This window comes from Bacteroides sp. 3_1_13 (assembly GCF_001185845.1).
Taxonomy (GTDB): domain Bacteria; phylum Bacteroidota; class Bacteroidia; order Bacteroidales; family Bacteroidaceae; genus Bacteroides; species Bacteroides xylanisolvens.
In genome coordinates, this window is sequence record NZ_KQ236956.1 from 1,110,822 (window position 1) to 1,137,495 (window position 26,674).

Annotated in this window: 21 protein-coding genes and 1 tRNA gene; 2 read left to right on the plus strand and 20 right to left on the minus strand. The window is 37.9% G+C overall.

What is annotated here, in order from left to right; translation table 11 throughout:
• Positions 1-3 precede the first annotated feature (3 nt).
• The 4 genes from HMPREF9009_RS26025 to HMPREF9009_RS17220 all read right to left on the minus strand — a co-directional run bounded on the left by HMPREF9009_RS26025 (position 4) and on the right by HMPREF9009_RS17220 (position 7,336).
• Positions 4-77, minus strand: a tRNA-Arg gene (locus HMPREF9009_RS26025).
• 79 nt (positions 78-156) lie between these two features.
• The gene (locus tag HMPREF9009_RS17210) at positions 157-2,457 is read right to left on the minus strand and encodes a patatin-like phospholipase family protein (protein ID WP_049703367.1); all 2,301 of its coding nucleotides are present in this window, start codon (positions 2,455-2,457) and stop codon (positions 157-159) included.
• Between the two features lie 171 nt (positions 2,458-2,628).
• Entirely contained in the window at positions 2,629-4,674 is a 2,046-nt protein-coding gene (htpG, locus tag HMPREF9009_RS17215) for a molecular chaperone HtpG (protein WP_008640245.1), read from the minus strand.
• A gap of 133 nt (positions 4,675-4,807) precedes the next feature.
• Positions 4,808-7,336: an ATP-dependent Clp protease ATP-binding subunit gene (locus HMPREF9009_RS17220; protein ID WP_004314507.1), complete on the minus strand. Its 2,529-nt coding sequence runs from the start codon at positions 7,334-7,336 to the stop codon at positions 4,808-4,810.
• Positions 7,337-7,690: 354 nt separating this feature from the next.
• Here HMPREF9009_RS17220 and gyrA point away from each other — a divergent pair, with 354 nt between their 5' ends.
• Complete coding sequence (gene gyrA / locus HMPREF9009_RS17225; RefSeq protein WP_049702827.1) at positions 7,691-10,267, plus strand: DNA gyrase subunit A; 2,577 nt, start codon at positions 7,691-7,693, stop codon at positions 10,265-10,267.
• Between the two features lie 32 nt (positions 10,268-10,299).
• Positions 10,300-11,514 (plus strand): tetratricopeptide repeat protein, encoded by a 1,215-nt coding sequence (locus HMPREF9009_RS17230; protein ID WP_049702828.1) that lies wholly within the window; start codon positions 10,300-10,302, stop codon positions 11,512-11,514.
• A 243-nt stretch (positions 11,515-11,757) separates the two neighbouring features.
• Here HMPREF9009_RS17230 and HMPREF9009_RS17235 read toward each other — a convergent pair whose 3' ends face one another.
• The 16 genes from HMPREF9009_RS17235 to rpmG all read right to left on the minus strand — a co-directional run bounded on the left by HMPREF9009_RS17235 (position 11,758) and on the right by rpmG (position 26,662).
• Entirely contained in the window at positions 11,758-12,879 is a 1,122-nt protein-coding gene (locus tag HMPREF9009_RS17235; protein ID WP_004314373.1) for a universal stress protein, read from the minus strand.
• Positions 12,880-12,956: 77 nt separating this feature from the next.
• Positions 12,957-13,247, minus strand: coding sequence for a hypothetical protein (locus tag HMPREF9009_RS17240; RefSeq protein WP_004295969.1), 291 nt, complete (start codon positions 13,245-13,247; stop codon positions 12,957-12,959).
• A 128-nt stretch (positions 13,248-13,375) separates the two neighbouring features.
• Complete coding sequence (locus tag HMPREF9009_RS17245; RefSeq protein ID WP_004314372.1) at positions 13,376-14,209, minus strand: tetratricopeptide repeat protein; 834 nt, start codon at positions 14,207-14,209, stop codon at positions 13,376-13,378.
• Between the two features lie 18 nt (positions 14,210-14,227).
• On the minus strand, positions 14,228-16,048 hold the full coding sequence (locus HMPREF9009_RS17250; protein WP_049702829.1) for a BatD family protein: 1,821 nt from the start codon (positions 16,046-16,048) through the stop codon (positions 14,228-14,230).
• Positions 16,049-16,079: 31 nt separating this feature from the next.
• A complete protein-coding gene (locus HMPREF9009_RS17255) occupies positions 16,080-16,802 on the minus strand; it encodes a tetratricopeptide repeat protein (protein WP_008022343.1) in 723 nt (240 codons plus the stop codon).
• A gap of 8 nt (positions 16,803-16,810) precedes the next feature.
• The gene (locus tag HMPREF9009_RS17260) at positions 16,811-17,839 is read right to left on the minus strand and encodes a VWA domain-containing protein (protein ID WP_004314368.1); all 1,029 of its coding nucleotides are present in this window, start codon (positions 17,837-17,839) and stop codon (positions 16,811-16,813) included.
• Positions 17,840-17,884: 45 nt separating this feature from the next.
• Positions 17,885-18,868: a vWA domain-containing protein gene (locus HMPREF9009_RS17265; RefSeq protein WP_004314367.1), complete on the minus strand. Its 984-nt coding sequence runs from the start codon at positions 18,866-18,868 to the stop codon at positions 17,885-17,887.
• Between the two features lie 49 nt (positions 18,869-18,917).
• Complete coding sequence (locus HMPREF9009_RS17270) at positions 18,918-20,006, minus strand: hypothetical protein (RefSeq protein WP_085929786.1); 1,089 nt, start codon at positions 20,004-20,006, stop codon at positions 18,918-18,920.
• Complete coding sequence (locus HMPREF9009_RS17275) at positions 20,006-20,875, minus strand: DUF58 domain-containing protein (RefSeq protein WP_004314365.1); 870 nt, start codon at positions 20,873-20,875, stop codon at positions 20,006-20,008. The genes HMPREF9009_RS17270 and HMPREF9009_RS17275 overlap by 1 nt, the downstream gene beginning before the upstream one ends.
• 83 nt (positions 20,876-20,958) lie before the next feature.
• A complete protein-coding gene (locus HMPREF9009_RS17280) occupies positions 20,959-21,954 on the minus strand; it encodes an AAA family ATPase (protein ID WP_004314364.1) in 996 nt (331 codons plus the stop codon).
• A 240-nt stretch (positions 21,955-22,194) separates the two neighbouring features.
• A complete protein-coding gene (locus HMPREF9009_RS17285; protein WP_049702830.1) occupies positions 22,195-23,613 on the minus strand; it encodes an HU family DNA-binding protein in 1,419 nt (472 codons plus the stop codon).
• A gap of 13 nt (positions 23,614-23,626) precedes the next feature.
• A complete protein-coding gene (locus HMPREF9009_RS17290; protein ID WP_049703368.1) occupies positions 23,627-23,899 on the minus strand; it encodes an HU family DNA-binding protein in 273 nt (90 codons plus the stop codon).
• On the minus strand, positions 23,892-25,202 hold the full coding sequence (gene rimO / locus HMPREF9009_RS17295; RefSeq protein ID WP_015531108.1) for a 30S ribosomal protein S12 methylthiotransferase RimO: 1,311 nt from the start codon (positions 25,200-25,202) through the stop codon (positions 23,892-23,894). The genes HMPREF9009_RS17290 and rimO overlap by 8 nt, the downstream gene beginning before the upstream one ends.
• Positions 25,199-26,158 (minus strand): signal recognition particle-docking protein FtsY, encoded by a 960-nt coding sequence (gene ftsY, locus HMPREF9009_RS17300; RefSeq protein ID WP_009041129.1) that lies wholly within the window; start codon positions 26,156-26,158, stop codon positions 25,199-25,201. Before ftsY ends, rimO begins: the two co-directional genes overlap by 4 nt.
• A 139-nt stretch (positions 26,159-26,297) precedes the next feature.
• Positions 26,298-26,456 (minus strand): DUF4295 domain-containing protein, encoded by a 159-nt coding sequence (locus HMPREF9009_RS25365; RefSeq protein ID WP_004295982.1) that lies wholly within the window; start codon positions 26,454-26,456, stop codon positions 26,298-26,300.
• Positions 26,457-26,473: 17 nt separating this feature from the next.
• The gene (rpmG, locus tag HMPREF9009_RS17305; RefSeq protein WP_002560155.1) at positions 26,474-26,662 is read right to left on the minus strand and encodes a 50S ribosomal protein L33; all 189 of its coding nucleotides are present in this window, start codon (positions 26,660-26,662) and stop codon (positions 26,474-26,476) included.
• Positions 26,663-26,674 lie beyond the last annotated feature (12 nt).

Genomic DNA, 26,674 nt, shown 5'->3' on the forward strand with positions numbered 1-26,674 from the left:
AAGTGATCGCGACAGGATTCAAACCTGTAACCGGCTGATCCGTAGTCAGCTACTCTATTCAGTTGAGCTACGCGACCATTCTTTTGTTTTAACGGGTGCAAAGATACGGACTTTTCCCGAACTAGCAAGCTTTTCAACGACTTTTTTTGTAGAAAATTATTCTATGAACCGATAATTGAATAGTTGCCAACCTATACTTAGTCCGACATTCCACTCCCTTTTCGGTGAGCTATAATGATTTACATATGCAGAGATGTCTCCAAAAGGTAATTGACATACAACAGAAATTTCTCCTAAATATTCAAACTTGGAGAAAGCTTTTCCATAATATGCTTTATTCAACGAGTTTTTTTCGATTGGATAAATGGGCATAAAGCCATAAAATTCTCCCCGAAGATGGAACATTTGGTTTAAACGGTAAATAGGCCGAATACCGGCTCCCACAAATTGATTGGCACGAAAGGCTTCGTTGTAGGTCAATTTACTGTGTAGCGTGGGCGAAAACTCTCCAGCCTGCATCATTGTGGCCGTATAGTTCTCGGAAAAGTTTTTAGAGGCATATAATGCCTTCAAATACCACCCTAAAACCCAATGTTCACTCATATTATGATATTTCTCTTTCATGTATGATAATTGCAACCATGAGTGATGGTCTTTATTATTGTTGTTGGTGGTACTTCCTTCGCCCGGGTAGAATCGTTCTTTTCCAACGAAGATCTGGGCAACAAGAGCTTCTCTGTATCCACGTGTGGGGTATTGTTTAGAATTTAGGGTACTTCCATTAAAGCTGATTGATCCACCGAATAAATCATAGCGACTTTTGTCAAATTTGTCATTTCCAAAGTCAATGACGCTTTTCTGAAAATATTTATCTTCTATTTTCGCAATTCCGACCCCAAACTCTGCTCGCTTGCTCGAAAGGAAAGGTAAGCCGACCTGCAATTTTAAGAAACGTTCGTCTTTCTGATTGAAGGCAGGTTTGTTATTTCGCGAAAAAAGTTTGTCTTTCTTGAAATAGTCGAAAGTACTGATTGAACCTATAAGACGGTATGAGGTAGGAATGGCAGTGGCAAAGTCAATTTTTGCCATAAACTGCACGTTATTATATACTTTTCCGAGTTGCCCGTCAAGGATAAACTCTTTGGCATAGTAGTTTAAATCCTGATAGCTAAGCCCCAGATAGATCTGATTGGAATTGGAAGTGGATATATTTCCTCCCAACCGCACAGCAAAATTATTTTCTAATTTCACCTTTAAATGTAGATCGTAGGTGTCGTCTTCCGGATTATAAATTGCATGCGGTATAATTTCGGAAATCATTTTATCAGATAACAATCGGAAATAACCTTGTTTTAAATCCTCATAAGTGAATTCTTTGGTATCTGATTTATGAAATTCTCTTTTAATATATACTTGTTGTTGTGGATTAGCTCCGTCGATGATGATATTTTTAAAGCGTAGCTCCGGAAAATTACTCCGGTATACCATTCTTCTTAAACGTATATTGTCCAGATTTACACGCCGATGAATACGACTTTTGATTGAATCCATCATGCTGATGGTTCGATTATATCCTATATCGTGTAATTCGTCAATGCGTTGAAAATCCATTAGATTAACATTGTCATATTTGAACGTCATTAAAATCCCCATGGAGTCCGGAATGGAATAGTCGGTTTTCTGCATCACCATATTCTCAATTTGACTCATGAGATCATTTTCTTTGGGTTTAGTGGGATTGGTTGACACGACGCTTCCTATGATGACATCCGGATGAAAATCATCTCTCATGACATCTGTAGGGAAGTTATTATAAATACCTCCGTCATAGGCTAATACATTGTCTATTTCAATAGGCTTAAACATGAATGGGAAGCTCATGGAAGCTCTGACGGCATCTCCTAAATCTCCTTCCTTCATGACTAATTGTTTCTTGTTGTATACATCGGACGCAATGCAACGGAAAGGAACAAAAAGTTTATCAAAATCTCCCTTACAAGCAGCTGTGGCACGTGCATATAGGTCTACGAAAACGAGATTCATCTGAATCGGATTGACAACACTGGTAGGCAGGAATTGAGGTTTCAAACTTTTCAGTGAGTCTTTGAATGAAAAACGAATATTGAAAAATTCGGGAGTGGGAAGATTCTTTTTGAAGTGATATACATATTTCTCTTCCACTTCTCCGGAATACCATCGTTTAAAGTCTTCCGACTTGAGAAGTTCTACCATGTCGTCAGGAGAGTATCCCATAGCATATAAAGAACCGATAATGGCTCCCATAGAAGTGCCTGCAATGTAATCAATAGGAATGTTGTTTTCTTCCAAAGCGCGAATGATACCGATGTGTGTCATCCCTTTGGCGCCACCACCGCTTAATACAAGTCCTACTTTTTGGGCATGGATAGCCGGAATAATCAGCCATAAAGTAATTAACACTAAAAAAATCTTTCTCATAACCCAAATCAAACAATTGAATTTTTTGTCTATTAAGTGTTCAAATATATACAATACTTTTCAATTAATCGATATTTTACCGATCGTTTTAAATTGAAAAAGAGCATTACAACGTGTATTTAACGTTGAATGCTCTTTCTTGAAGTATGTGTAATGTTTAAAGGGGCGATATTAAATCAATTCTATGCTACGTTTTACGAAGTTATTCAAAGCTTCACCTCTTAGCATATTATTTTGCAATAAGGCCAAATCGATCAGCTGGCGGATAACTTTATTATTGCTTGCGTAGCCGATAAAGATAGCTTCTTTCTTGCTTTTCAGATCATCCCACTTCTTATCCAGATTGTTTAGTTCATCTTTTTCTGATGTGGGGATTTCTTCTTCTTTTTTATCTTTTTGCTTGTCTTTCAACTCATTGCGTTGTTTGTTGACATTGTCCATTTCAGAAAGTATCGGAGCTACTTCTGCCTGGCAAGCGCTTTCTTCTTCATTCAATACCTGTTTTATCAACTTATGGTCTGAATTAAGAATTAGATTAAACATATCAGGCATTTCACCATAGAAACTCATTCCGGCCTGAATATTTGCCATTTCCTTCATACGACGCATATATTCGCTTTGAGTAATCATGACTGGAGCTGAATTTTCTCCTAATGCCTGTGTCATGACATTGAATTCAACTTTATCCATTTTAGGCAATTGACTCTTGAAGGCTGTTGTGATTGCATCCTGTTTATTGGCTTCCAACGTTTCACCTTTCTTATCTTCTTTTACAATAAGATTGTCAACGACATCGCTGTCTACACGAGTGAAACGGGATTTTTCAAGTTTTTGTTCCAGCATGCTCACCATAGCTACATCCAACTGGCCATCCATGAGCAAAACATTGTATCCTTTGTTGGTGGCAGCTTCAATATAACTGTATTGCTCATCCTTGTTATTTGCATACAGATAAATTAGGTTTCCATCTTTATCTGTCTGATTATCTTTAATAAGGGTCTGGTACTCTTCAAATGTATAATGCTTGTCATTTGTATCGGTGAAAAGGGCAAATTTTTGCGCTTTATCATAGAAATCCTCTTGTGTGAGCATTCCGTAATTGATAAATATTTTTAAATCATTCCACTTCTCCTCAAATTGCTTACGGTCATTCTTGAATATAGACTGTAAACGGTCGGAAACCTTCTTTGTGATATAAGTTGAAATCTTCTTCACGTTCGAGTCGCTTTGCAAATACGAACGGGAAACGTTCAACGGAATATCCGGAGAATCGATTACGCCATGTAACAAAGTCAGGAAGTCCGGCACAATACCTTCAACCGAGTCTGTAACATATACCTGATTGCAATATAACTGAATCTTATTCTTATTTAATTCAATATTGCTCTTTACCTTCGGGAAATAGAGGATACCGGTCAGATGGAATGGATAATCAACATTCAGGTGAATCCAGAATAGTGGTTCATCAGACATTGGATATAGCTTACTATAGAATGATTTGTAATCTTCATCCGAAAGTTCGCTAGGTTTACGTGTCCACAAAGGAGTGGTATCATTGATTATATTATCTTCGGCTGTTTCTACTTGTTTGCCGTCTTTCCATTCTTTCTTTTTCCCAAATGCAATGGGAACAGGAAGGAAGCTGCAATATTTCTTCAGAAGCTCGGAAATACGTGCTTCTTCGAGAAATTCTTTGCAGTCATCATCAATGTATAAGATGATGTCTGATCCACGATCGGCTTTTTCTATTTCTTCAATAGTGAATTCAGGGCTGCCATCACAAGTCCATTTTACGGCTTGTGCACCGTCTCTGTATGATTTAGTGATAATTTCCACTTTCTTTGCAACCATAAAAGCAGAGTAGAAGCCAAGTCCGAAATGTCCGATAATGGCATTTGCGTCATTCTTGTATTTCTCCAGGAAGTCGTTAGCTCCTGAAAAAGCTATTTGATTGATGTACTTTTCAATTTCCTCTGCAGTCAAACCGATACCACGGTCAGAAATAGTAATGGTATCTTTGCCCAATTCAACGTGAACGGTTAAATCACCCAGTTCACCCTTAAATTCGCCAATAGAAGCAAGCGTATTCAGCTTTTGAGTGGCGTCTACTGCATTGGATACTAACTCGCGCAGAAAAATCTCATGGTCACTGTACAAAAACTTTTTAATGATAGGGAAAATGTTCTCTGTTGTAACCCCAATATTACCTTTTTGCATAATACGTATATTTTTTAGTTTATCTATTGATTAATTTTAATTGATGTTTGTTCAGATAGAGACAAAAAAAATGCCAGACCCGAAGGTCTGACATTATGGCATATTATTTTATTTTCTTATTCAGGAAATAATATTATTCCGGAGTGACAACTTTCATCTCCAATTCACCTTTTTCTTCATTGAGAGATACCTGAATAGTATCTCCCTCCTTCAAAGAGGAGGAAATGATGAGCTCGGATAAGCCATCCTCCAGATAAGTTTGAATTGCTCGCTTCAAAGGACGGGCGCCATATTGTACGTCATATCCTTTGCCGGCGATAAATTCTTTCGCCTTATCTTCAATAACAAGCTTGTAACCAATAGATTCTATTCTATCATACAATCCTTTTAGCTCTATGTCTATAATCTTTGTTATTGCTTCCAGAGAAAGCTGGTCAAACGTGATTATCTCATCTACACGATTGATGAATTCGGGCGCGAATGATTTGTTTAGAGCTTTTTGTATTACGCTTCGCGAGAATTCCTTATCATCCAGGCGGCTTTGTGTCGCAAAACCAACGCCACGTCCAAATTCTTTCAGCTGACGGGTTCCTATATTGGAAGTCATGATAATAACAGTATTTTTGAAATCTACCATTCTGCCATAACTGTCAGTCAGACGCCCCTCATCCATAACCTGAAGCAAGATGTTGAACACATCTGGATGTGCTTTTTCTATCTCATCAAGCAATACAATCGAGTATGGTTTACGGCGCACTTTTTCTGTCAGCTGACCACCTTCTTCATATCCTACGTATCCCGGAGGTGCTCCAACCAAGCGTGAAACAGTGAACTTCTCCATATATTCACTCATATCTATACGAATCAGTGCATCAGCAGAACCAAACATATATTTGGCTAACTCTTTTGCTAAGTGAGTTTTACCAACTCCTGTCGGGCCTAAGAACATAAATGTGCCAATTGGCTTATTAGGATCTTTTAGCCCTACACGGCTTCGCAAAATAGCTTTAACCAGTTTTTCTATTGCTGTATCTTGTGCGATGACTTTAGCCTGCAAATCTTCTTTCATACCTGCGAGCTTGATACCTTCAGCCTGTGCCATCCGTTGTACCGGAATGCCTGACATCATTGAGATGACATTGGCAATTTCTTCTGCATCAACAGTTTGCCTGTTTTCTTTCAGATTGGCTTCCCATTCTTTTTTCATCTCATCCAATTGGACGGAAAGCTCTTTTTCTTTATCACGGAAGCTGGCTGCAAGTTCGAAATTCTGCGATTTCACAGCTTCGTTTTTCTTGCTTTTGGCTTCTTCGATCAGTTTTTCTTGTTCTTCTATCTCTTTGGGCACATTGACATTGGTAAGATGTACACGTGAACCGGCTTCGTCTAAAGCGTCAATAGCTTTATCAGGGAAATTACGATCTGTGATATAGCGGTCTGTCAGCTTGACACATGCTTCCAATGCTTCATCCGTATAATACACATTGTGGTGGTCTTCATATTTATCCTTGATATTACGCAAAATCTGCAAAGTTTCGGCAGCGGTAGTCGGTTCTACTATTACTTTTTGGAAACGACGTTCCAAAGCGCCATCTTTCTCAATGTTCTTACGATATTCATCAAGAGTGGTAGCACCGATACATTGTATTTCTCCTCTTGCCAATGCCGGTTTTAGCATATTGGCAGCATCCATAGAACCTGCCGCAGAACCTGCGCCTACAATCGTGTGGATTTCATCAATGAATAATATTACATTCGGATTTTTCTGTAATTCATTGAGAATGGAACGAATACGTTCCTCAAATTGTCCACGATATTTGGTTCCTGCTACAACAGCAGTCATATCAAGAGCAACCACTCGTTTATCAAACAGAATCCGCGAAACCTTTTTCTGAATGATTCTTAATGCAAGACCTTCAACAATCGCTGATTTTCCTACACCAGGCTCACCAATCAAAATCGGATTATTCTTTTTGCGGCGGCTTAAGATCTGCGCTAAACGTTCGATTTCTCTCTCTCTGCCGACAACGGGATCTAGGCGTCCTTCTTCTGCCGCTTTTGTCATGTCAGTACCGAAATTGTCAAGTACCGGTGTGTCATTAGACGGCTTCTTAGAAGCGGTTTGTGCTTGTTGGCGTTCGTCCGAACCACCTCTGCCGGAACGGGGAGAGGACATTTCTTCGTCATCATCATCGTCTTCCGTAAAGCCCATGCCAGAGTTTATATCTGGTTGCAATGTAGCTTGCTCCAGTACTTTCACATAATTTATATCGTTTGCTTCAAGTACGGAAGCGGCCATATTGTTTTTTTCTCTTAAAATAGCCAATAATACATGTTCTGTATCAGCGATGTTACTTTTCATTCCACGAGCTTCTAAAATACACATTTTTAATATCTTTGCCGCATCATTAGATAACGGTACCTCTGCATCAGGCAATAACATATCATCAGCTTCTGCCTTCAGTTGAGCTTCAATCTGTTGCTTTATTGCAGCTAGATTGGTGTTGAGTTTAGACAATATCTCGATAGCTTTTCCTTCACCGTCACGAAGGATTCCCAGAAGCAGGTGCTCAGGGCCTATATACCTACTTCTCAACCGATTCGCTTCTTCCTTACTATAGACGATAATGTCGGAAACTCTTTGTGAGAATTGATTATTCATACTTTTCCTTTTCTTCTAAGGGTTATTCACTGGCAAATATACGCATTAATCAAGTTTGTATTGCAATATTTGCTTTATTTCTTATATCTACAAATGGCGTGCCATAAAAACGGTGTATTTGCATTATATATATAAGGTATAACAAATATCCAGCTCTTTTTTACCAATGTTATCTATCTTTCCATATTATATTTATCGTTTTTATCTTTTTATTTTCGAATTTTAAAGTTTAATGAATTGTCGTCCCGGTCATGCTAAAACTTTCTTTCTAAAAACTTTCGTATATCGGGGAAAAGTAGTACTTTAGCGTGGTTTTTCACAAACCGTAGAATGTATAATTAATAATCATTTTAAATGCTTGAACAAGACAGAATTATAAAGATTAACATCGAGGAGGAAATGAAGTCATCGTACATTGACTACTCCATGTCGGTCATCGTTTCACGTGCCCTTCCGGATGTTAGAGATGGATTTAAGCCTGTTCACCGTAGAATTTTATACGGAATGATGGAATTGGGCAATACTTCAGACAAACCTTATAAGAAATCAGCCAGAATTGTGGGTGAGGTACTCGGTAAGTACCATCCTCATGGAGATTCTTCTGTTTATTTTGCAATGGTGCGTATGGCTCAGGAATGGGCAATGCGTTATCCTTTGGTAGATGGACAGGGGAACTTTGGTTCTGTAGACGGTGATAGCCCTGCTGCTATGCGTTATACAGAAGCTCGTCTTAATAAGTTGGGTGAAGCAATGATGGATGACCTGTATAAGGAAACCGTCGATTTTGAGCCTAACTTTGATAATACGCTGGTAGAACCTAAAGTTATGCCGACACGTATCCCGAATCTTCTGGTGAACGGAGCATCCGGTATCGCTGTAGGTATGGCTACCAATATGCCTCCTCATAATCTTTCGGAAGTAATTGAAGCATGTGAAGCATATATTGATAATCCGGAAATTACAGTAGAAGAACTGATGGAATTTGTCAAAGCACCAGATTTCCCTACTGGCGGGTTTATATATGGTGTGAGTGGTGTACGCGAGGCATATTTGACTGGACGGGGACGTGTAATTATGCGTGCGAAAGCCGAAATCGAAAGCGGACAGACACATGATAAGATCGTAATAACCGAGATTCCTTATAATGTAAATAAGGCCGAACTGATTAAGTATATAGCTGATCTTGTAAATGATAAGAAAATAGAAGGTATCTCAAATGCCAACGATGAGTCTGACCGTGACGGTATGCGTATTGTTATTGACATCAAACGTGATGCAAATGCAAGTGTAGTGTTGAACAAACTCTATAAAATGACAGCTTTGCAGACATCTTTTGGCGTAAATAATGTTGCTTTGGTTCATGGACGTCCAAAGACGTTGAATCTGAGAGATTTAATTAAATATTTCATCGAACATAGACACGAAGTTGTTATTCGTCGTACTCAGTTCGATCTTCGTAAAGCGAAAGAACGCGCGCACATTCTTGAAGGTTTGATTATCGCTTCGGATAATATTGATGAAGTAATTCGTATCATTCGTGCAGCAAAAACTCCTAATGACGCTATAGCAGGCTTGATTGAGCGATTCAACCTGACAGAAATTCAGTCTCGCGCAATTGTAGAAATGCGTTTGCGTCAATTGACAGGTCTGATGCAGGATCAGCTTCATGCGGAATACGAAGAAATAATGAAGCAGATAGCTTATTTGGAAAGTATTTTGGCTGATGATGAAGTATGCCGTCAGGTAATGAAAGATGAATTGTTGGAAGTTAAAACGAAATATGGAGATGAACGTCGTTCTGAAATCGTTTATTCTTCAGAAGAGTTCAATCCGGAAGACTTCTATGCAGATGATCAGATGATTATTACAATTTCTCATATGGGTTATATCAAACGTACTCCGTTGACTGAATTCCGTGCACAAAATCGTGGTGGTGTAGGTTCGAAAGGTACGGAGACCCGTGATGAAGACTTTGTAGAACATATTTATCCTGCTACCATGCACAATACGATGATGTTCTTTACACAAAAAGGCAAGTGCTATTGGCTGAAAGTATATGAAATACCTGAGGGAACGAAGAATTCTAAGGGACGTGCTATTCAGAATTTGTTGAATATTGACTCGGACGATAATGTAACTGCATACTTGCGTGTGAAGAGTTTGGAAGATTCTGAGTTTATTAATAGCCATTATGTATTGTTCTGTACTAAGAAAGGGGTAATAAAGAAGACATTACTAGAACAGTATTCTCGTCCTCGTCAGAATGGTGTAAATGCCATAACTATCCGTGAAGATGACAGTGTTATTGAAGTTCGTATGACGAATGGAAACAATGAAATCATCATTGCCAATCGTAATGGACGTGCAATTCGTTTCCATGAAGCAGCAGTTCGTGTAATGGGACGTACAGCAACAGGTGTACGCGGTATTACATTGGATAATGATGGTCAGGATGAAGTAGTAGGAATGATTTGTATCAAAGATTTGAAGACAGAATCTGTGATGGTAGTTTCCGAACAAGGATATGGCAAACGTTCTGAAATAGAAGACTATCGTAAGACGAACCGTGGCGGTAAGGGTGTGAAGACCATGAATATTACCGAAAAAACAGGTAAGTTGGTAACAATCAAGTCAGTAACTGATGAAAATGACTTGATGATTATCAATAAGTCTGGTATCACTATTCGTTTGAAAGTGGCTGATGTTCGTATTATGGGCCGTGCTACTCAAGGTGTCCGTCTGATAAATCTAGAAAAACGTAACGACCAGATTGGTTCGGTATGTAAGGTTATGACAGAAAGTCTTGAAGATGAAATTCCGGCAGAAGAAGCAGAAGGAACAATTGTGAGTGATCCGAATGCTGATGCTCCTGATATTGATGATGCAGCAGACGTAAATGAAAACGAAAGCAACAACGAAATCGAGGAATAGACATAATATTAATAATTAATCAAACAACAATCATGAAAAGAGTATTATTTTCGATGGTTTTATTGATGGCTGTTAGCTTCTCATTCGCACAAACGAAGAATGTAAAAGAAGCAAAGAGTATTGCTAATGATGTAAAACCTAATTTTAAGCAGGCTGAACAGCTTATTGGGGAAGCTATGAAGAATCCTGAAACGAAGGATCTTGCTGACACATGGGACGTTGCTGGATTTATTCAGAGACGTATCAACGAAGAGCAAATGAAAAATGCTTTTTTGAAAAAGCCGTATGATACATTGAAAGTGTATAATAGCATTCTGAAAATGTATGAGTACTATACTAAGTGTGATGAATTAGCAGAAATACCTAATGAAAAGGGGAAAGTTAAAAACAAATACCGGAAAGCAAACGCTTCAAGTATGTTGGCTGAACGTCCTAATTTGATTAATGGTGGTATTCAGTATTTTAACTTGGATAAGAATAAAGAAGCCTTGAAATTCTTTGCAACATATGTTGAATCAGCTTCTTATCCAATGTTAGCTGATAAAGAATTGGCTAAAAACGATACTCTTCTCCCGCAAATTGCCTATTACGCAACATTAGCTGCTGATAGAGTAGGTGATAAAGATGCAATTATTAAGTATGCTCCTGCTGCTTTGTCTGATAAAGATGGTGGTAAATTTGCAATGCAGTTGATGGCTGATGCATATAAGGCTAAAGGTGATACTGCTGCATGGATTAAGGCTTTGGAAGAGGGTATCCTTAAGTTCCCAGGAAATGATTATTTCTTCGCTAACTTGGTTGATTATTATAATAGCTCTAATCAAGCTTCAAAAGCTATGGAGTTTGCTGACAGAATGTTATCTAATGATCCGAACAATAAGTTGTATTTGTATGTAAAAGCATATCTTTATCATAATATGAAAGAGTATGATAATGCAATCGAATACTACAAGAAAGCTATTGCTGCTGATCCGGAATATGCAGAAGCATACTCTAATGTAGGCTTGGTATATTTGATGAAGGCACAGGATTATGCTGATAAAGCAACAACAGATATCAATGATCCTAAATATGCTGAAGCACAGGCTGTAGTTAAGAAATTCTACGAAGAAGCTAAACCATTCTATGAAAAAGCTAGAGCTTTGAAACCTGATCAACAAGATTTATGGTTACAAGGTCTTTATAGAGTTTACTATAACTTGAACATGGGACCTGAATTTGAAGAAATCGATAAACTGATGAAGTAATATCGTTTTCAGGAAAATTATAAGTCTGAAAAATATGGAAAGGTTGCTAGAAATAGTAACCTTCTTTTTTTTCGTATAATTCATATTGAGGAGAGATAATCAAAAAATACATTTGAGGGAATATGTATTTTTCTTCAATTGATAAAAATTAAAAAGGAGCAATATAATAACATTGCCCCTTTGTAATTAAACATAATATTGATTATTCCCTAATCGTAAATGCCCGTTTTTTGCTTGATCTGATCAGCTATTAATAACAAGTAATGGTGTATCAGAATGAAAAATCATTTTTCTAGCAATACTTGGATTAAATAACCGAGCAAATATATTCCTTTTGTAAGAAGTCAAAGTGATTATATCTATTTGATTATCTTTGATATACTGATCAAGCCCTTTTAGCAAATTATCGTTCATTACTACATCATAATGAATTTCAAGCCCTGGATATTGCTTGTGAAAATATTCTTTTATACCTGCTAGTTTTATTTCATTCCAGGTATCTTTGGAATCAGTAAGATGTATTAAAGATACAGAAAAATGGAATGATTTCCAAGTATTAAAGAATGCTTCGAAAGCAATTAAATCTCTTTGATCAAAATTGGTAATAAAGGCGATCCGTTTTACTTCACTAAACTGTTTAAATGGTGTGTTTTCGGGAATGGCCAGTACAGCTGTGCGGCTTCTATCAATAACTTCAGCAGTTACACTGCCAATCAAATCGATATCTTTCTGATTCTTTCCCCGAGTCCCCATGATGATAACCATAGGACGCTGTTCCTTAGCATATCTTAAGATTTCTTCTTCTGGAATACCTTCACGTAAGATACAGCTATATTTAATATTGGGAAAATCACCCGATGTGACTTTTTCTTTTATCTTTTCTGATAAGGCATTGAGGTCAGAATGAACTTTCTGAATAATCGTTTTTACGGATTCTTCATCTCCAATCTGGTAATTGAAAACATCTCCATATGGTAATGATGAAGCATATATAGGCGTAAAATAGACGTGCAACAAAATGACTTCAGCATTTTCTGTTTTTGCTAGGTTAAATGCAAATTCACACGCTTTCATCGAATAATTAGAGAAGTCAACGGGAATTAAAATCTTATTTGACTTATTTTCTGTTTTGGGCTCCTTCTCTCCCACTATACTTTCAGACAGCCATGTAGAACTTTCTGTTATTTTCAAAGCACGTGGCAGATCGCTTTCCTTTATGCGTAAACGCACCCCCGAAGAAACAACCGGTTGTATTTGATTTACGTTATGAATGTATGTTTCTATACCTTCATTTTCCAAGACATTCTTTAAGATCTGCGCTTTGGTGTATGTCAGAATGGCTAGGGTTACTAATTTGTCTTCCATAAATGTACATTTTATAAGGTGAAAACAAATAAGAAATCCCAATTGTTTGATTCAATTGGGATTCAGTTTGTTATATTTTAAACTTGCACAGATTCGGTAGCCTGTTCTTTTTGCATACTCATATTCAATTCATCTAGGATTTTTAAAGCCCGATCAAGAACGGTCGTATCATCCAACATTACAAGCCCACCATCCGGACCGGGCTCAAGATGTATTCCGACACTTTTCCCCTCCTTGAAATTGTGTCCTCCGAAGAAGTTTCGCACTGTATCTACGTGCAAACCAAGTTCGTCTGCTATTCTATGCATGCTACCGCTAGGCAATGAATCTTTAATTTTACGAAGTTCATTAAACGTTATTGTTCTCATGTCTCATAAATTTAATGGTTAATACTATGTGATTTTTTTATCACGCTATAAACTTAAGCAAAAAAAAAGATAAAACAAATTATTTGCTTATCTTTTTTTCTTGAATTTATAAAATCTATTAATGACCTTTATATTACTTCAATAGCGGAAGCTGGTACCCATCCTACTTTTCCATCTTCCAACCGAATTTCTTTCCATTCTTTCATAGAGTTGTCCTTGACGTTTACCTTTCTCCCTTCATGCAGAATAAACAAACTGGTACCACTCTCGCTTGGAGTACTTCGAACTGTTACACTTGGGTTCATTACTATAGCTTCATTTCGATTGACTAAATGTTCTTTTTGTTGTGAAGCAAAAAGATTAGAGCAAATGGTGACAATCAGAAAAACGATTCCTAATATGAAGCCTACTTTTTTTAACACAATCTGTTTAGAGAATATAAAAAAGTAAAGAGCTATAATCAATAGAATAAAGGAAACAATACCCCATGTGGCCCATGCATCTACACTCATGCTATTTGTCAGAGACTTGATCCATGAAACAAAGAACACTTCAGGAACAGGCTCAACTTTGTCTATTGTCTTTGCGCGTGCCACTTCAAGATTAGCACGTATATCGCCGTTTCCTGGTTGCAACAATAAGGCACGCTCATAATTTAAAACAGCTTTCGCTATCTCTCCTATTTTATAATAACTATTTCCCAGATTGTAATAAACGTCAGCAGCTTCTCCATTTTTTAATAATGCTTCATATATTTGAATAGCTGCTGCATAATCTTCTTTTATATATGCGGAATCGCCTTCAGCTTTTGTGGCATCTTCCAGTGTGTTACTGGAAAATGTGGTATGTGAAGCGTGGATAGAATCAGCTCCATTGGTTTGTTTAGAATCAATGTTTAACGAATCTTGTGCAAAACAAGTAAGTGACATTGATAATAATATAAAAAATAATATCTTTTTCATGACACAATCTCTTCTGGGTTAATGTTTTATCGAATTCTCCATTTTGCTTATCACTTCTATTGAAGAAGAATAAACTTTATCCATGGCTTGATTTTCATCACCTGGAGCAAACCGGGCAAATTCACAGTCATTCAATGCATTCAGGAATTCTTTGATTAGTTCCTCATTTACTCCATGATTTCTTAGCTTCTCTTCAATATTATCTTTAGATAAACGAGATACCGGAATATTTAGTTTGTCACTTATATATCCCCACAGTGCCTTTAAAACTTCATCATAGAAAGCATCTTTCTTATTTTCGGAGAGTAATTTTCCAGCTAACTTCATACGTTTTGTTGCTACTTTATTGGCTTTCTTCGTACGCATTTTAGCTACGTTCGCATTTTCAGCAGCTTGCTTACGATAAATAATAAAGAAAATAATAAAGGCAAGAGCCGGAATGATATAGAATAGCCAATATGTCATTGAACCATAGAAGAAACTTCCTTTAGGTTGGAGAGTAACTTCGTTTTGTTTGATGTAACGGATGTCCTCACCTAATACTTTCAAATCCTCTTTATTAGTGAAGTTAGCAATTACTTGATCTGCATTACCCGCACCTTTCTCAACGTTTATTACATATTCTTCTGTTTTCAGCGTTTTATAAGATTTGGAGCGAATATCAAAATAACTGAAAGATACTCCTGGAATCTTATATGTTCCAGCATGTCTCGGAATTGCTAAATATTCGATAACCTTATTACCTGTAAGTCCTTCCCGGGTTAATCTGACTTGATTGTCTACTTTGGGATCGTATACTTCAAAATCATCTGGGAATTTAATTTCTGGATTAGAAATTAACTTCAGGTTACCTGTACCGGATATTACTAGTTTAATAGTAATAGCATCATTGGTTTTCAGTTCCTTGTTGTTGATAGATGAAGAAATATTGAACTCTCCCACTCCACCGGAGAAATCTGCCGGTTTACCTGCAGGAAGCGGATTTACATTTATTGCTATTTTAGGGGTGGAAATTGATTTTTTTATTTCAATGACATTACTTCCTCCATTGAAGAAAGCATCAAAAGGATCATCAGATTGTACAGGTTTACCAACTGTCATCTGGAATTGAGCAGGATCAATATATAGTTTTCCTGATTGTTGCGGGAAGAGAACGAACTGACGATAAACTGTCGTATAGTAATTACGTCCCTGATAATGTTCCGGAGTCCATCTCGCATTTGTAGTCATTTCGATTTCTTGAGAATGGAAACCTTTAAAGTCGGGTAACTTTGCATTATTCAGTTGTAAATTGGATTCTCTGGTGTATATTTTATAGGTCAGGACAAATGCTTCCTGTTCGTACACATTCGTTTTACTGGCACTTGCTGTAATAAACAAGTCTTGGTTAGAGACCCCTGTACCAGATGAGGAATGTGTAGAAGAGCTACTGCTACTATTGCTACTACCTTGATCTTGTGGCAATACTTTAATCCTTACTGAATTTGATACCATTTGATCGCCATCAGCAATAATTGAGGCACCGGGTATTGTGTATTCTCCGGCATTATTTGCCATTAATATATATGTGAATGTAATACTACTAGTAGACGTAACATTACCATTTACTATTTGAGTATTACTTTGTTGTGAACGGCTTGGCCCCATCAACACATCAAAACCTTTGATCGATGGTGCCCGGAAATCTTTCACTTTTTGTGTAGTAACAGTATACGACAGCCTGAACTGGTCACCTACTACCACTGCGTCAGGAGCAGAAGCAGTAAAAGACACTTTATCAGCAAGCATCTGAGTGCTATATGCTATCAATGCCATCAATATAATAATCAGTTTTTTCATTGCTTATGAAATTTATATCATCAACTTTATATTACCAATCTTTTTCTAAGCGACCACCTTGCATAACTTTTTGTTGCTTTTTCACTTTGTCTTGCACATCTTTTTCATCCTGCATTACAGAATTCAGCAATTGTTCAGCATTCTCCTTTGACATCTGATTATCTTGTTTTTTTTCTGACTTCGGTGGTTGCTGCTGATCTTTCTTTTCATCTTGTTTCTGATCTTTCTGCTTGTCTTTATTCTGGTCTTGTTTTTGATCTTGCTTTTGTTGATCTTTATTCTGATCCTGATTTTGGTCTTGATTCTGCTGATTTTGTTGATCTTTCAACATTTTCTGTGCAAGAGCCAAATTGTACCGGGTTTCATGATCGGCAGGATTATTACGCAATGACATTTTATAGGCGTCCACAGCCTTTGCATAATCTTTACCAGCTTGGAAAAGTACTCCCATATTGTGGTAGATATGGGCGAGCTTCATTTTATCCTTTTCAATTTTGCTGGCCGATACGTATTGTTCCATGGCATCCTGAAACTTTTGCTGTTGCGAAAGAGTATTTCCCAAATTGTACATAGATACTGTAGACTTGGGATTTACTTCCAGAGCTTTCCGGTAGTTTACCTCTGCGTCAACAAATACACTATCATTAAACAGACGGTTTCCCTTACGGATATAGTCGCGTTCTGCTTTCTGAGCCGAGACACCGGCTGTCGCTAGCAGAAATACAGCGAATAGAATATATTTACTTTTTAACATACGTATAACTATTTCTTATTAGAAAACAGGTGAATGTTCTTAAATAAAGGATTCTTGCGGTCCAAAATTAAGATTTCTGCCAATAACAATAGTAGAATAACCCATGCAATAGCTTGGAATTGTTCGTTAAACTCTGTATATACTTTTGACTCTACATCAGACTTCGCCATTTTGTTCACTTCTTGATTAATAGCTCTTTGGGCTGAATTAGAGTTGTCTACTCGTACATATATACCTTTTCCTTCCTTAGCAATTTCCTGGCACATAGCTTCATTCAAACGGGTAACAATCACATTACCTTCCCGGTCGCGGCGATAATCATTCGTACCTTCTACCGGAATGGGGGCACCATCAGGCATACCTACTCCCAATACACTTACTTGAATACCTTTTTCTGCAGCGGCTTTGGCGGCTTCCACTGCACCACCCTCATGATTTTCACCGTCAGTAATAACAATAATAGCACGTCCTACCCCTTCTTGCGGAGTGAAACTACGAGCTGCTAAATTGATTGCTTCCCCGATAGCTGTACCCTGTTTAGAAATCAACGAAGGATTGATGGACTCTAAAAACATCTTAGCGGAAATATAGTCGCTTGTAATTGGTAGTTGAGTAAAAGCGTCACCTGCAAATACAATCATACCTACCTTATCATTGTCAAGTTCATCCACTAATCTGGAAATTAATCTTTTTGCTTTTTCCAGACGGCTAGGCTGTACATCTTGGGCTAGCATAGAGTTTGAAATATCCAAAGCTATAATTACCTCTACTCCTTTACGCTTAACCGTTTCCAGCTTAGAACCGAATTGGGGGCGTGCTAATAATACGGAGAACAAGCCAATAGCAACAAAAATAATCCAGAATTTTACATCCGGACGATATTTGGATACATCAGGCATTAATTGAGCCAATAAAGTCGGGTCTCCGAAGCGTCGGATATTCTTTCTTCTCTTGTAGTTGGAATACAAGTAGAAAGCTGCTAAAAAAGGTAATAGCAGCAATAAATATAAATATGTAGGTTCTCCAAATCGAAACATCTTCTTACTATTTTATGATTGACAAATAACGATTGACAAACATTCTTATGGAATTTTCTTGAGTACCGAATTGCGTAATAGTACTTCCAACAAGACACAGAGGAAAGCTGCTAAAGCAAACCAATGGTATTCTTCGTCTCGTTTACTGTACTCTTTTACATTCAATTTAGTCTTTTCCAGTTTATCAATTTCTTCATATACTTCTTTTAGTTTCGAGTTGCTCGTAGCCCGGAAATAGTTACCATCCGTTGTTCCGGCAATCTCTGTCAATGTCTTTTCATCAATTTCCACCGGCATACTTACATATTGTACAGTATTCCCCACCGGATAAGGATAAGGAGCCATTCCATTAGTACCTACCCCGATAGTATATACACGAATACCAAAACTTTTAGCTATTTCTGCCGCTGTCATAGGCGAAATATCTCCCTTATTATTAGTACCATCCGTCAATAAGATAATAACTTTAGATTTCGCTTTGCTATCTTTTAAGCGAGTCACAGCATTAGCAATACCCATACCAACCGCAGTACCGTCAGTGATAAGGCCGCATTTAATATTATGTATCATATCCAACAATACGGCATGATCTACAGTCAACGGACATTGAGTGAAAGTTTCTCCTGCAAATAATGTAATACCGATATTATCATTGGGGCGTCCGTTGATAAATTCAGCAGCTACATCTTTGGCAGCTTCAAGTCTGTTTGGCTTTAAGTCTTCAGCCAGCATACTGGTAGAAACGTCAATAGCCAGCATAATATCAATTCCTTCTATTTCACTGTTCTGCCACTTGTTAGTAGTTTGCGGGCGTGCAAGAACCAAGATAACTAACACCAAAGCAATGCAGCGCAGTAGAAATGGAACATGCAACAAATAGTTCTTATAACTTTTAGGTGTATGTGCGTATACCCGAGCATCTGAAATTTGAAGGGTTGCTTCACTTTTCTTTTGTTTCAGGATATACCATACAATATATGGTATAAGCAATAATAGCAAAAACAGATATTCAATATTGGCAAAAACCATTTTATTTATGATTTAACAGTTTACTATTTAGTATTAAGTTATACACTCTTTATACAAAAAGATTGTATAACTGCAGACCTATATATATAAAGGTACCAATCAGTGCTGCTGATAACAGTGCAATTCCGCAAATCAGCATAGCTTTAACACGTAAAGAACGTTTCTCAATGATAGTGATTTCCGTTGGTTGCGGTTTCTGGTTTTCCTCTTCCGGTTGTTTTGTCTCATTGATAAAATCGATGGCATTAATTAAATTAGCATCGTTTTCATTCATCTGAGGATCATGTTTGGCAAACTTAACTAAATCAGCGGTCTGGAACAAAAGCTTCAAGTCTGATATAGCCTCTTTATCATTCAACTCCAATAGCTGGTCAATTATTTCAGAAGAAGTCATTTCTAATGCGTTAAATCCGAAACGGTCCTTAATATAGGTGCGAAGCGCATCCGTTAGTTCGGTATAATACTCCTTCGATTGTCCTTTCTGCCATACCTTCTCTGTTTTGATACGTTCTATCTCTTTCATTGCAGCCTGATGTGGCGGCAATTTAGGTTCAACTTTTATTTTACGGATAATAGGTTTATTATCACGTATACGAATAATGAGATAGATCAGTAAACCAAGCAAAGGTAAAGCCAGGAATGAACAAGCAATTAATCCATACCAGTCTTCCCACGCAAAAGGAGCTTTCATCACAGGTTTCTGCCCAAAGAACTGGTCCGGATGTAATGTATCAACCGGCATCGAATATACTTTCAATGCCAGAGCTTTAGATTTATATACTTTATCATCTACGGTAACCGGCATTGGTGGTAGATAATATAGGGCAGAGTCAAAAGAAGTGATAATGTATTCTTGAGTAATCAACATTCGTTGGCGATCATTCAGGAATTGGGTATCCGGTTTGACTGTTTCTATAATTTCCACACCTCTTACCAATGTATCGGTGTAAGCAGGAAAAATAGCACGCTGTTTAGCATCCATGGCTACTTGCAATTGCACTTTCGCCTGTTCGCCAATCAGTATCTGCAATGAATCAATTTTTGCTTCTACCGTGACAGACTGTGCTGCTGCTTTGCCTACAGACAATAGAGCTAATAATGCTATCAGAATAATATTTCTATTCATCTTTGATTCCATTAATTTCGTTTGGCAAATAAATTCAACAATGCCTTTACGTAATCCTGGTCGGTTCTGACAGATACAGCATCCACGTTACTTTTAGTGAAAGTATCGTTAAGTTCAGTCTGCTTTTGTATCCACCAGTCACGATGTGCCCGGCGTACAGCTTTGGAAGAGGTGTCGATCCATTGTTCATGTCCAGTTTCCGCATCTTTGATTCGCATCAGTCCTACTGGGGGAAGATCACTAACCCTCCTGTCGTACACTTGTAATGCTACTACATCATGTTTTCTATTAGCAATGGTCAGTGCATTCTTAAAGCTGTCCTGATCAATAAAGTCTGATAAGATAAATGCGGTGCAACGTCTTTTCATCACGTTTGTCAAATATTCTAAGGCAAGACGAATATTTGTACGACGGCTTTCCGGCTGAAAATCAATCAATTCGCGGATAATATATAAGATATGTTTACGTCCTTTCTTGGGAGGAATAAACTTTTCTATCCGGTCTGAAAAGAAAATCACACCAATTTTATCATTGTTCTGAATAGCAGAGAAAGCAAGCGTGGCAGCGATTTCCGTCACCATATCTTTCTTCAACTGCTTGATCGTACCAAATTCCAAACTTCCGGAAACATCGACCATTAACATAACTGTCAGTTCACGTTCTTCTTCAAACACTTTCACATAAGGTTTATTGAAGCGCGCAGTCACATTCCAGTCTATGTCACGTATATCATCGCCGAACTGATACTCACGGACTTCCGAAAATGACATACCCCTACCCTTGAAAGCCGAATGATATTGGCCTGCAAAGATATTGTTAGACAATCCTCGTGTCTTTATTTCAATTTGGCGAACTTTTTTTAGTATTTCACTTGTTTCCATTTATACAGTAGTTAAGTAGTAAGTAGTTAAGTAGTCATGTATAGATATTAATGACTACTTATTGACTGTATTATAACTACAAATTAGGGCACTTCAACCTTATTCAGAATCTTACTGATGATTTCGTCCGAAGTCATATTATTAGCTTCAGCTTCGTATGTCAATCCAATACGATGACGGAGAACATCATGTGCTACAGCGCGTACATCTTCTGGAATTACGTAACCGCGACGTTTGATAAATGCATACGTACGAGCAGCCAAAGCCAGATTGATAGATGCACGAGGTGAACCTCCGAATCCGATCATATCTTTCAGTTCCTTGAGGTCATATTTTTCAGGGAAACGGGTTGCAAATACAATATCTACAATATAACGTTCAATCTTCTCATCCAGATACACTTGACGAACAACTTTACGTGCTTCAATAATTTCATCCGCTTTGAGAATAGGCTTCACATTGAACTTCTCACCATTGATATTTTGGCGAATAATCAGTTTTTCTTCTTCCAGCTTCGGATAATCAATGACAACTTTCAGCATGAAACGGTCAACTTGTGCTTCAGGAAGCGGGTAAGTACCTTCTTGTTCGATAGGGTTCTGAGTAGCCAGTACAAGGAAAGGTTCCGGTAATATGAATGTTTCTTTACCAATAGTAACCTGACGTTCCTGCATTGCTTCCAGCAAAGCACTCTGTACTTTGGCAGGAGCACGGTTGATTTCATCAGCTAATACAAAGTTTGCGAAAATTGGTCCCCGCTGCACTTTAAAAGATTCATCTTTCTGACTGTAAACCATTGTACCAATAACGTCGGCAGGCAATAAGTCCGGCGTAAACTGGATACGGCTATACTTCGCATCAATCAGAGAAGCGAGTGTTTTAATAGCCAAAGTTTTCGCCAAACCAGGCACACCTTCCAAAAGAACGTGACCATCGGAAAGTAATCCGATAAGCAGTGATTCAACCAAATGTTTCTGACCAACAATGATTTGGTCCATCCCTGTCGTAAGATTGGTAACGAAAGCACTTTGTCTTTCAATCCGCTCATTTAGCTCGCGGATATCAATTGATTCAGCCATAAATACTTAATATTTTATTATTTAAATCCCTTTTATTTTATGTAAGCCTTTCCTGTGTGTTGTAAGGCTTCTTATTTTGCCTCCAAAAGTACGCCATATAATTAACGATTGCAACTAATTTTTATTAAAAAACAATGCGAAATCTTTAGATTAAGGTACTTTCATACGCTTTTGTACATCCATAACATTTCACCCGATCAATACAGGATTTGCATGATCGGGTGAATGGATTATTGCTATTTATTCTTTTGTAAGTTCCGGTATTTCAATTGTTGTGCCATATGGTACGTTATTGGGGTTCTTAATAACCTTCGGATTGTGCTTCACAATGTATGGCCACATTGCTTTTGTACCATAAAAACGCAAGGAAACCCTAGTCAAAGTTTCTCCTTCTTTGATTGTATATTTCGTTTTGGTTCCTGTAATTTTATAAGATGCTGAATCCAAATAAGCAGATGTAGCGGGTTGCTGTGGGGCTGTCTGGGGTTCTGCTTTGGTAGGAACAGTTTCTTCTTTTTGAGTAACAGGTGGTGTGGGCATAACAACTTTAGGTGCATCAGGAGTTATTTCCTTTATGGTATCCTTCCGTTCAATTGTATCGGAAAGTTGTGTTTCCGGTTGAACGGGTTGAGTTGTCACAGGTGGCATATCCAGCGCATTCTTGTCAGATGAAGAAGAAAATAAATCCGGGTAATAAATAAACAGGATAACACCTCCACATAATAACAAAACGATTACAATAACGGCTATTAAATAAGGTACAGGAGATTTTTCCTTTACTGGAGCTGTTTTTTTAGAAGCCGGTTGGGATACTTGTTCTGATTTGACCGGTTTTATCGTTTCTTTTTTAGCAGGAGGTATTATAGGAGCCACAGGTTGCAGATTTGCTTTCATAAGCTCTTGTTCTATAATTTTCTCGGCAGTGATCTCCTCTTTTTCTTCTATTATAGGTGCTGCTGGTTGTTGTTCTACCATTGCAACTTCCTCCTCCGGGACTTCTTCATCTTCCAGCTGTTCGACTTTTTCTTCGATATCAGTTTCTGTACTGGTCTCTTTAGGCTCTATATGAGAGGATGGCTCAATAGATTCTTCTACCATAGATACATTCTCAACAATAACAGGTTCCTCAATGAAGTCTTCCACAGATGGTTGAGCAGTTATTTGCTCTTCCTGAATCAACTCTTTTTCTGAAAGCTCATCATCAGTGCTTTCATATTCCTCTGTTACAAGGGAGGCCGTATTCTCACCAATCTCATTCAATACAGTTTGTGCTGATGCTTCCTCACCTGCTTCTTCTTCCTCTGTATCTTCTATCGGAGTATCTTCCAAAATTGTATTTTCATTCAATACAACAGTCTCAAAGTGCGCGAAAGGCTTATTTATTGTATCTCTTAGATTCGCATCCGGAGAAAATGAGACTTTTGTATGTCCCTTTATCTGGAAACGTTCTCCTGTGTTGACATTGACACTTTCCCGGCTATCTACATCAATAAGTTTGAAAGTTCCCAATCCTTTGATTTTTACAGTCTTTTCGTTCTCCAAAGCTTGTTCTATCAAGAGAAAAAACTCTTTAACAAACGCTTCGGCGTCTTTCTTGGTCATGCTATGTTTGGCTGCCAATAAGTCAGTAAGGTCTTGAATTGTTAGTCTTTCATTCATAACGGGAAATTATTTATTTAAACTTATCTTTCAATGTATTGCTAGGTCTATAAGATAGCACTAATTTGGGTGGAACCAACATGCGTTGTTTGCTTGCCGGGTTGATTGAAATTCGTTCCGCTTTCTTTTTAACTTCAAAAGAGCCGAATCCTTGAACTGCAATCACATTACCTTCTTCCAATTCTTGTGTCATACTGGACAACAAAGAACCCATCAATTCGGAAGTATCCTTGATTGTGTATCCCAATCTTTCCGCTAGTTCGGATGTAAATTCCTTATTATTCATAGTCATTTATAATCTTTGCATATAAATCAAAATCGTCTGCATTCGTCACTTCTACCTGATAAAACTGTCCGATCTTAAGTTCTCTCTCTGAACGCTTAACCAGCACTTCCGGATCTACTTCCGGTGAATCAAATTCTGTTCGTCCAATATAATAATCTCCTTCCAAACGGTCGATGATAATTTTCATCTGTTTACCGATTTTTTCTGCACTCAATTCAGCCGAAATACCTTGCTGGATATCCATTAATTCATCAAGTCTGGCCTGTTTAACCTCTTGTGGAATAGAGTCTTCGTATGCTTCTGCAGCATAGGTTCCCTCTTCTTCGGAATATGCGAAAGCTCCCATCCGATCAAAACGTACTTTGCGCACAAACTCTTTAAGCTCTTCGAAGTCTTCCTCGGTTTCTCCGGGATGCCCTACCATTAAAGTTGTTCGCAGGTGAATGCCCGGCACTTCTTTACGAAATTGTTCAATCAATCGGTAAGTATCCTCTTTGCTCACTTGCCGACGCATTAATTGCAACATATTGTCACTGATATGCTGAAGAGCAATATCCATATATTTACATACATTATCGCGTTCACGCATAACCCGGAATAAATCCGTTGGGAAATGTGCCGGATAGGCATAATGCAACCGAATCCATTCCACGCCAGGGATATCGGAAATACGTTCAATCAGTTCCGGAAGCATTTGCTTCTTATACCGATCGATTCCATAATAAGTCAATTCCTGTGCGATCACCTGAAATTCTTTCACGCCTTGCGATACCAGGTATCGTACTTCGTCCAAAATTTCCTCCATCGGTTTGGAGATATGGCGTCCTGTAATAATGGGAATGGCACAATAAGAACATTTGCGGTCACACCCTTCTGAAATTTTCAGGTAAGCATAGTGCTGGGGAGTTGTCAATGTCCGTTCGATATATAACTCATCATGATAGACCTTTCCTAAATCTTGTAAAAGCTCCTTCCAATTGAACTTGCCATAAAATTTATCTACTTGCGGAATTTCAACAGCCAATTCCTTCAGATAACGTTCGGAAAGACAACCCATCACGAAAAGTTTCTTTAAATCCCCTTCTTCCTTTCTTTCAGCAAACTCCAGAATCATATTTATGGACTCCTCTTTGGCATCACCAATAAAGCCACACGTATTGATTACTGCAATTTCTCCTTGTGGATTTTCAGTATCATGGGTTACGCTATATCCGACTTCTTCCAGTTGGCGCATTAACTGTTCGGAGTCAACCAAGTTTTTAGAGCATCCTAAAGTGATAATATCTATTCTCTTTCTTTTCATGCGTTCTCTCCAAACAAGGAATCAACGAATTCATTTTTACGGAATACTTGCAGGTCTTCCATACCTTCACCTAACCCGATATATTTAACAGGAATCTTGAATTGATCGGAAATACCAATCACAACACCACCTTTAGCGGTTCCGTCAAGTTTAGTGATAGCCATAGCAGTTACTTCGGTTGCCAGAGTGAATTGTTTGGCTTGTTCGAATGCATTTTGTCCGGTGGAACCGTCCAATACCAATAAAACTTCATCCGGTGCATCGGGCACGACCTTCTTCATCACATTCTTGATTTTGGTCAGCTCGTTCATCAAGCCCACCTTATTATGCAGGCGACCGGCTGTATCGATTATAACCACATCTGCGTTGTTGGCAACGGCAGAACTAAGAGTGTCATAAGCCACAGATGCAGGATCCGCTCCCATTTTCTGTTTGACAACAGGAACCCCTACCCGTTCTCCCCAAATCATTAACTGTTCTACGGCTGCAGCGCGGAAAGTATCGGCTGCTCCCAAATAAACCGATTTGCCTGCTTTTTTGAATTGATAAGCCAGCTTGCCGATAGTTGTAGTCTTCCCTACTCCATTCACTCCCACAACCATAATTACATAAGGTTTCCTTGTGATGGGTACGTCAAAATCAGCTACATCATCCGAGTTGTTTTCGGTAAGTAAAGCTGCTATTTCGTCACGTAATATAAGATTCAGTTCTTGAGTATTCACATACTTATCAGCCGCAGCGCGTTTCTCGATGCGTTTGATAATATTTAAAGTTGTTTCTACACCTACGTCAGATGTGATCAGTACTTCTTCCAGATTATCTAATACTTCATCGTCTACTTTTGACTTACCAGCCACAGCACGAGCAATCTTACTGAATACGCTCTCTTTGGTTTTAGATAATCCTTTATCTAAAGTTTCCTTCTTCTCCTTTGAAAAAAAACTAAAAAATCCCATATTGACACTTGTTTGTATAATACATTTGCTACAAAGATATAACAAAGGATTGGAAAAGTAAAAAAAAGAAGCAATAAAAAATCCCCTCATTGTTCACCAACGAGAGGATTTTGCAGTTATAGCGTATATGCTATTTCGATTATTTTTTGAAAAAGTCTTGTACTTTTTCGTTCGGAACCATTTGTTCATCAAAAACGTATGCTCCAGTTTTCGGAGATTTTACCATTTTGATAACCTTGGTATAAGCACGACCTTCTTTTGAACCTTCGTGCAAACTTGCTACTGTTTTCTTTGCCATGGGTTATACTACTTTTATTATTTAATTTCCTTGTGTACTGTTACTCTCTTCAGAATTGGGTTGTATTTTTTCAACTCAAGTCTTTCTGTAGTATTCTTTCTATTCTTAGTTGTGATATAACGAGATGTTCCCGGCATTCCACTGTCTTTGTGTTCTGTACATTCCAGAATCACTTGTACTCTGTTACCTTTTGCTTTCTTTGCCATTGTAAGTTTTCT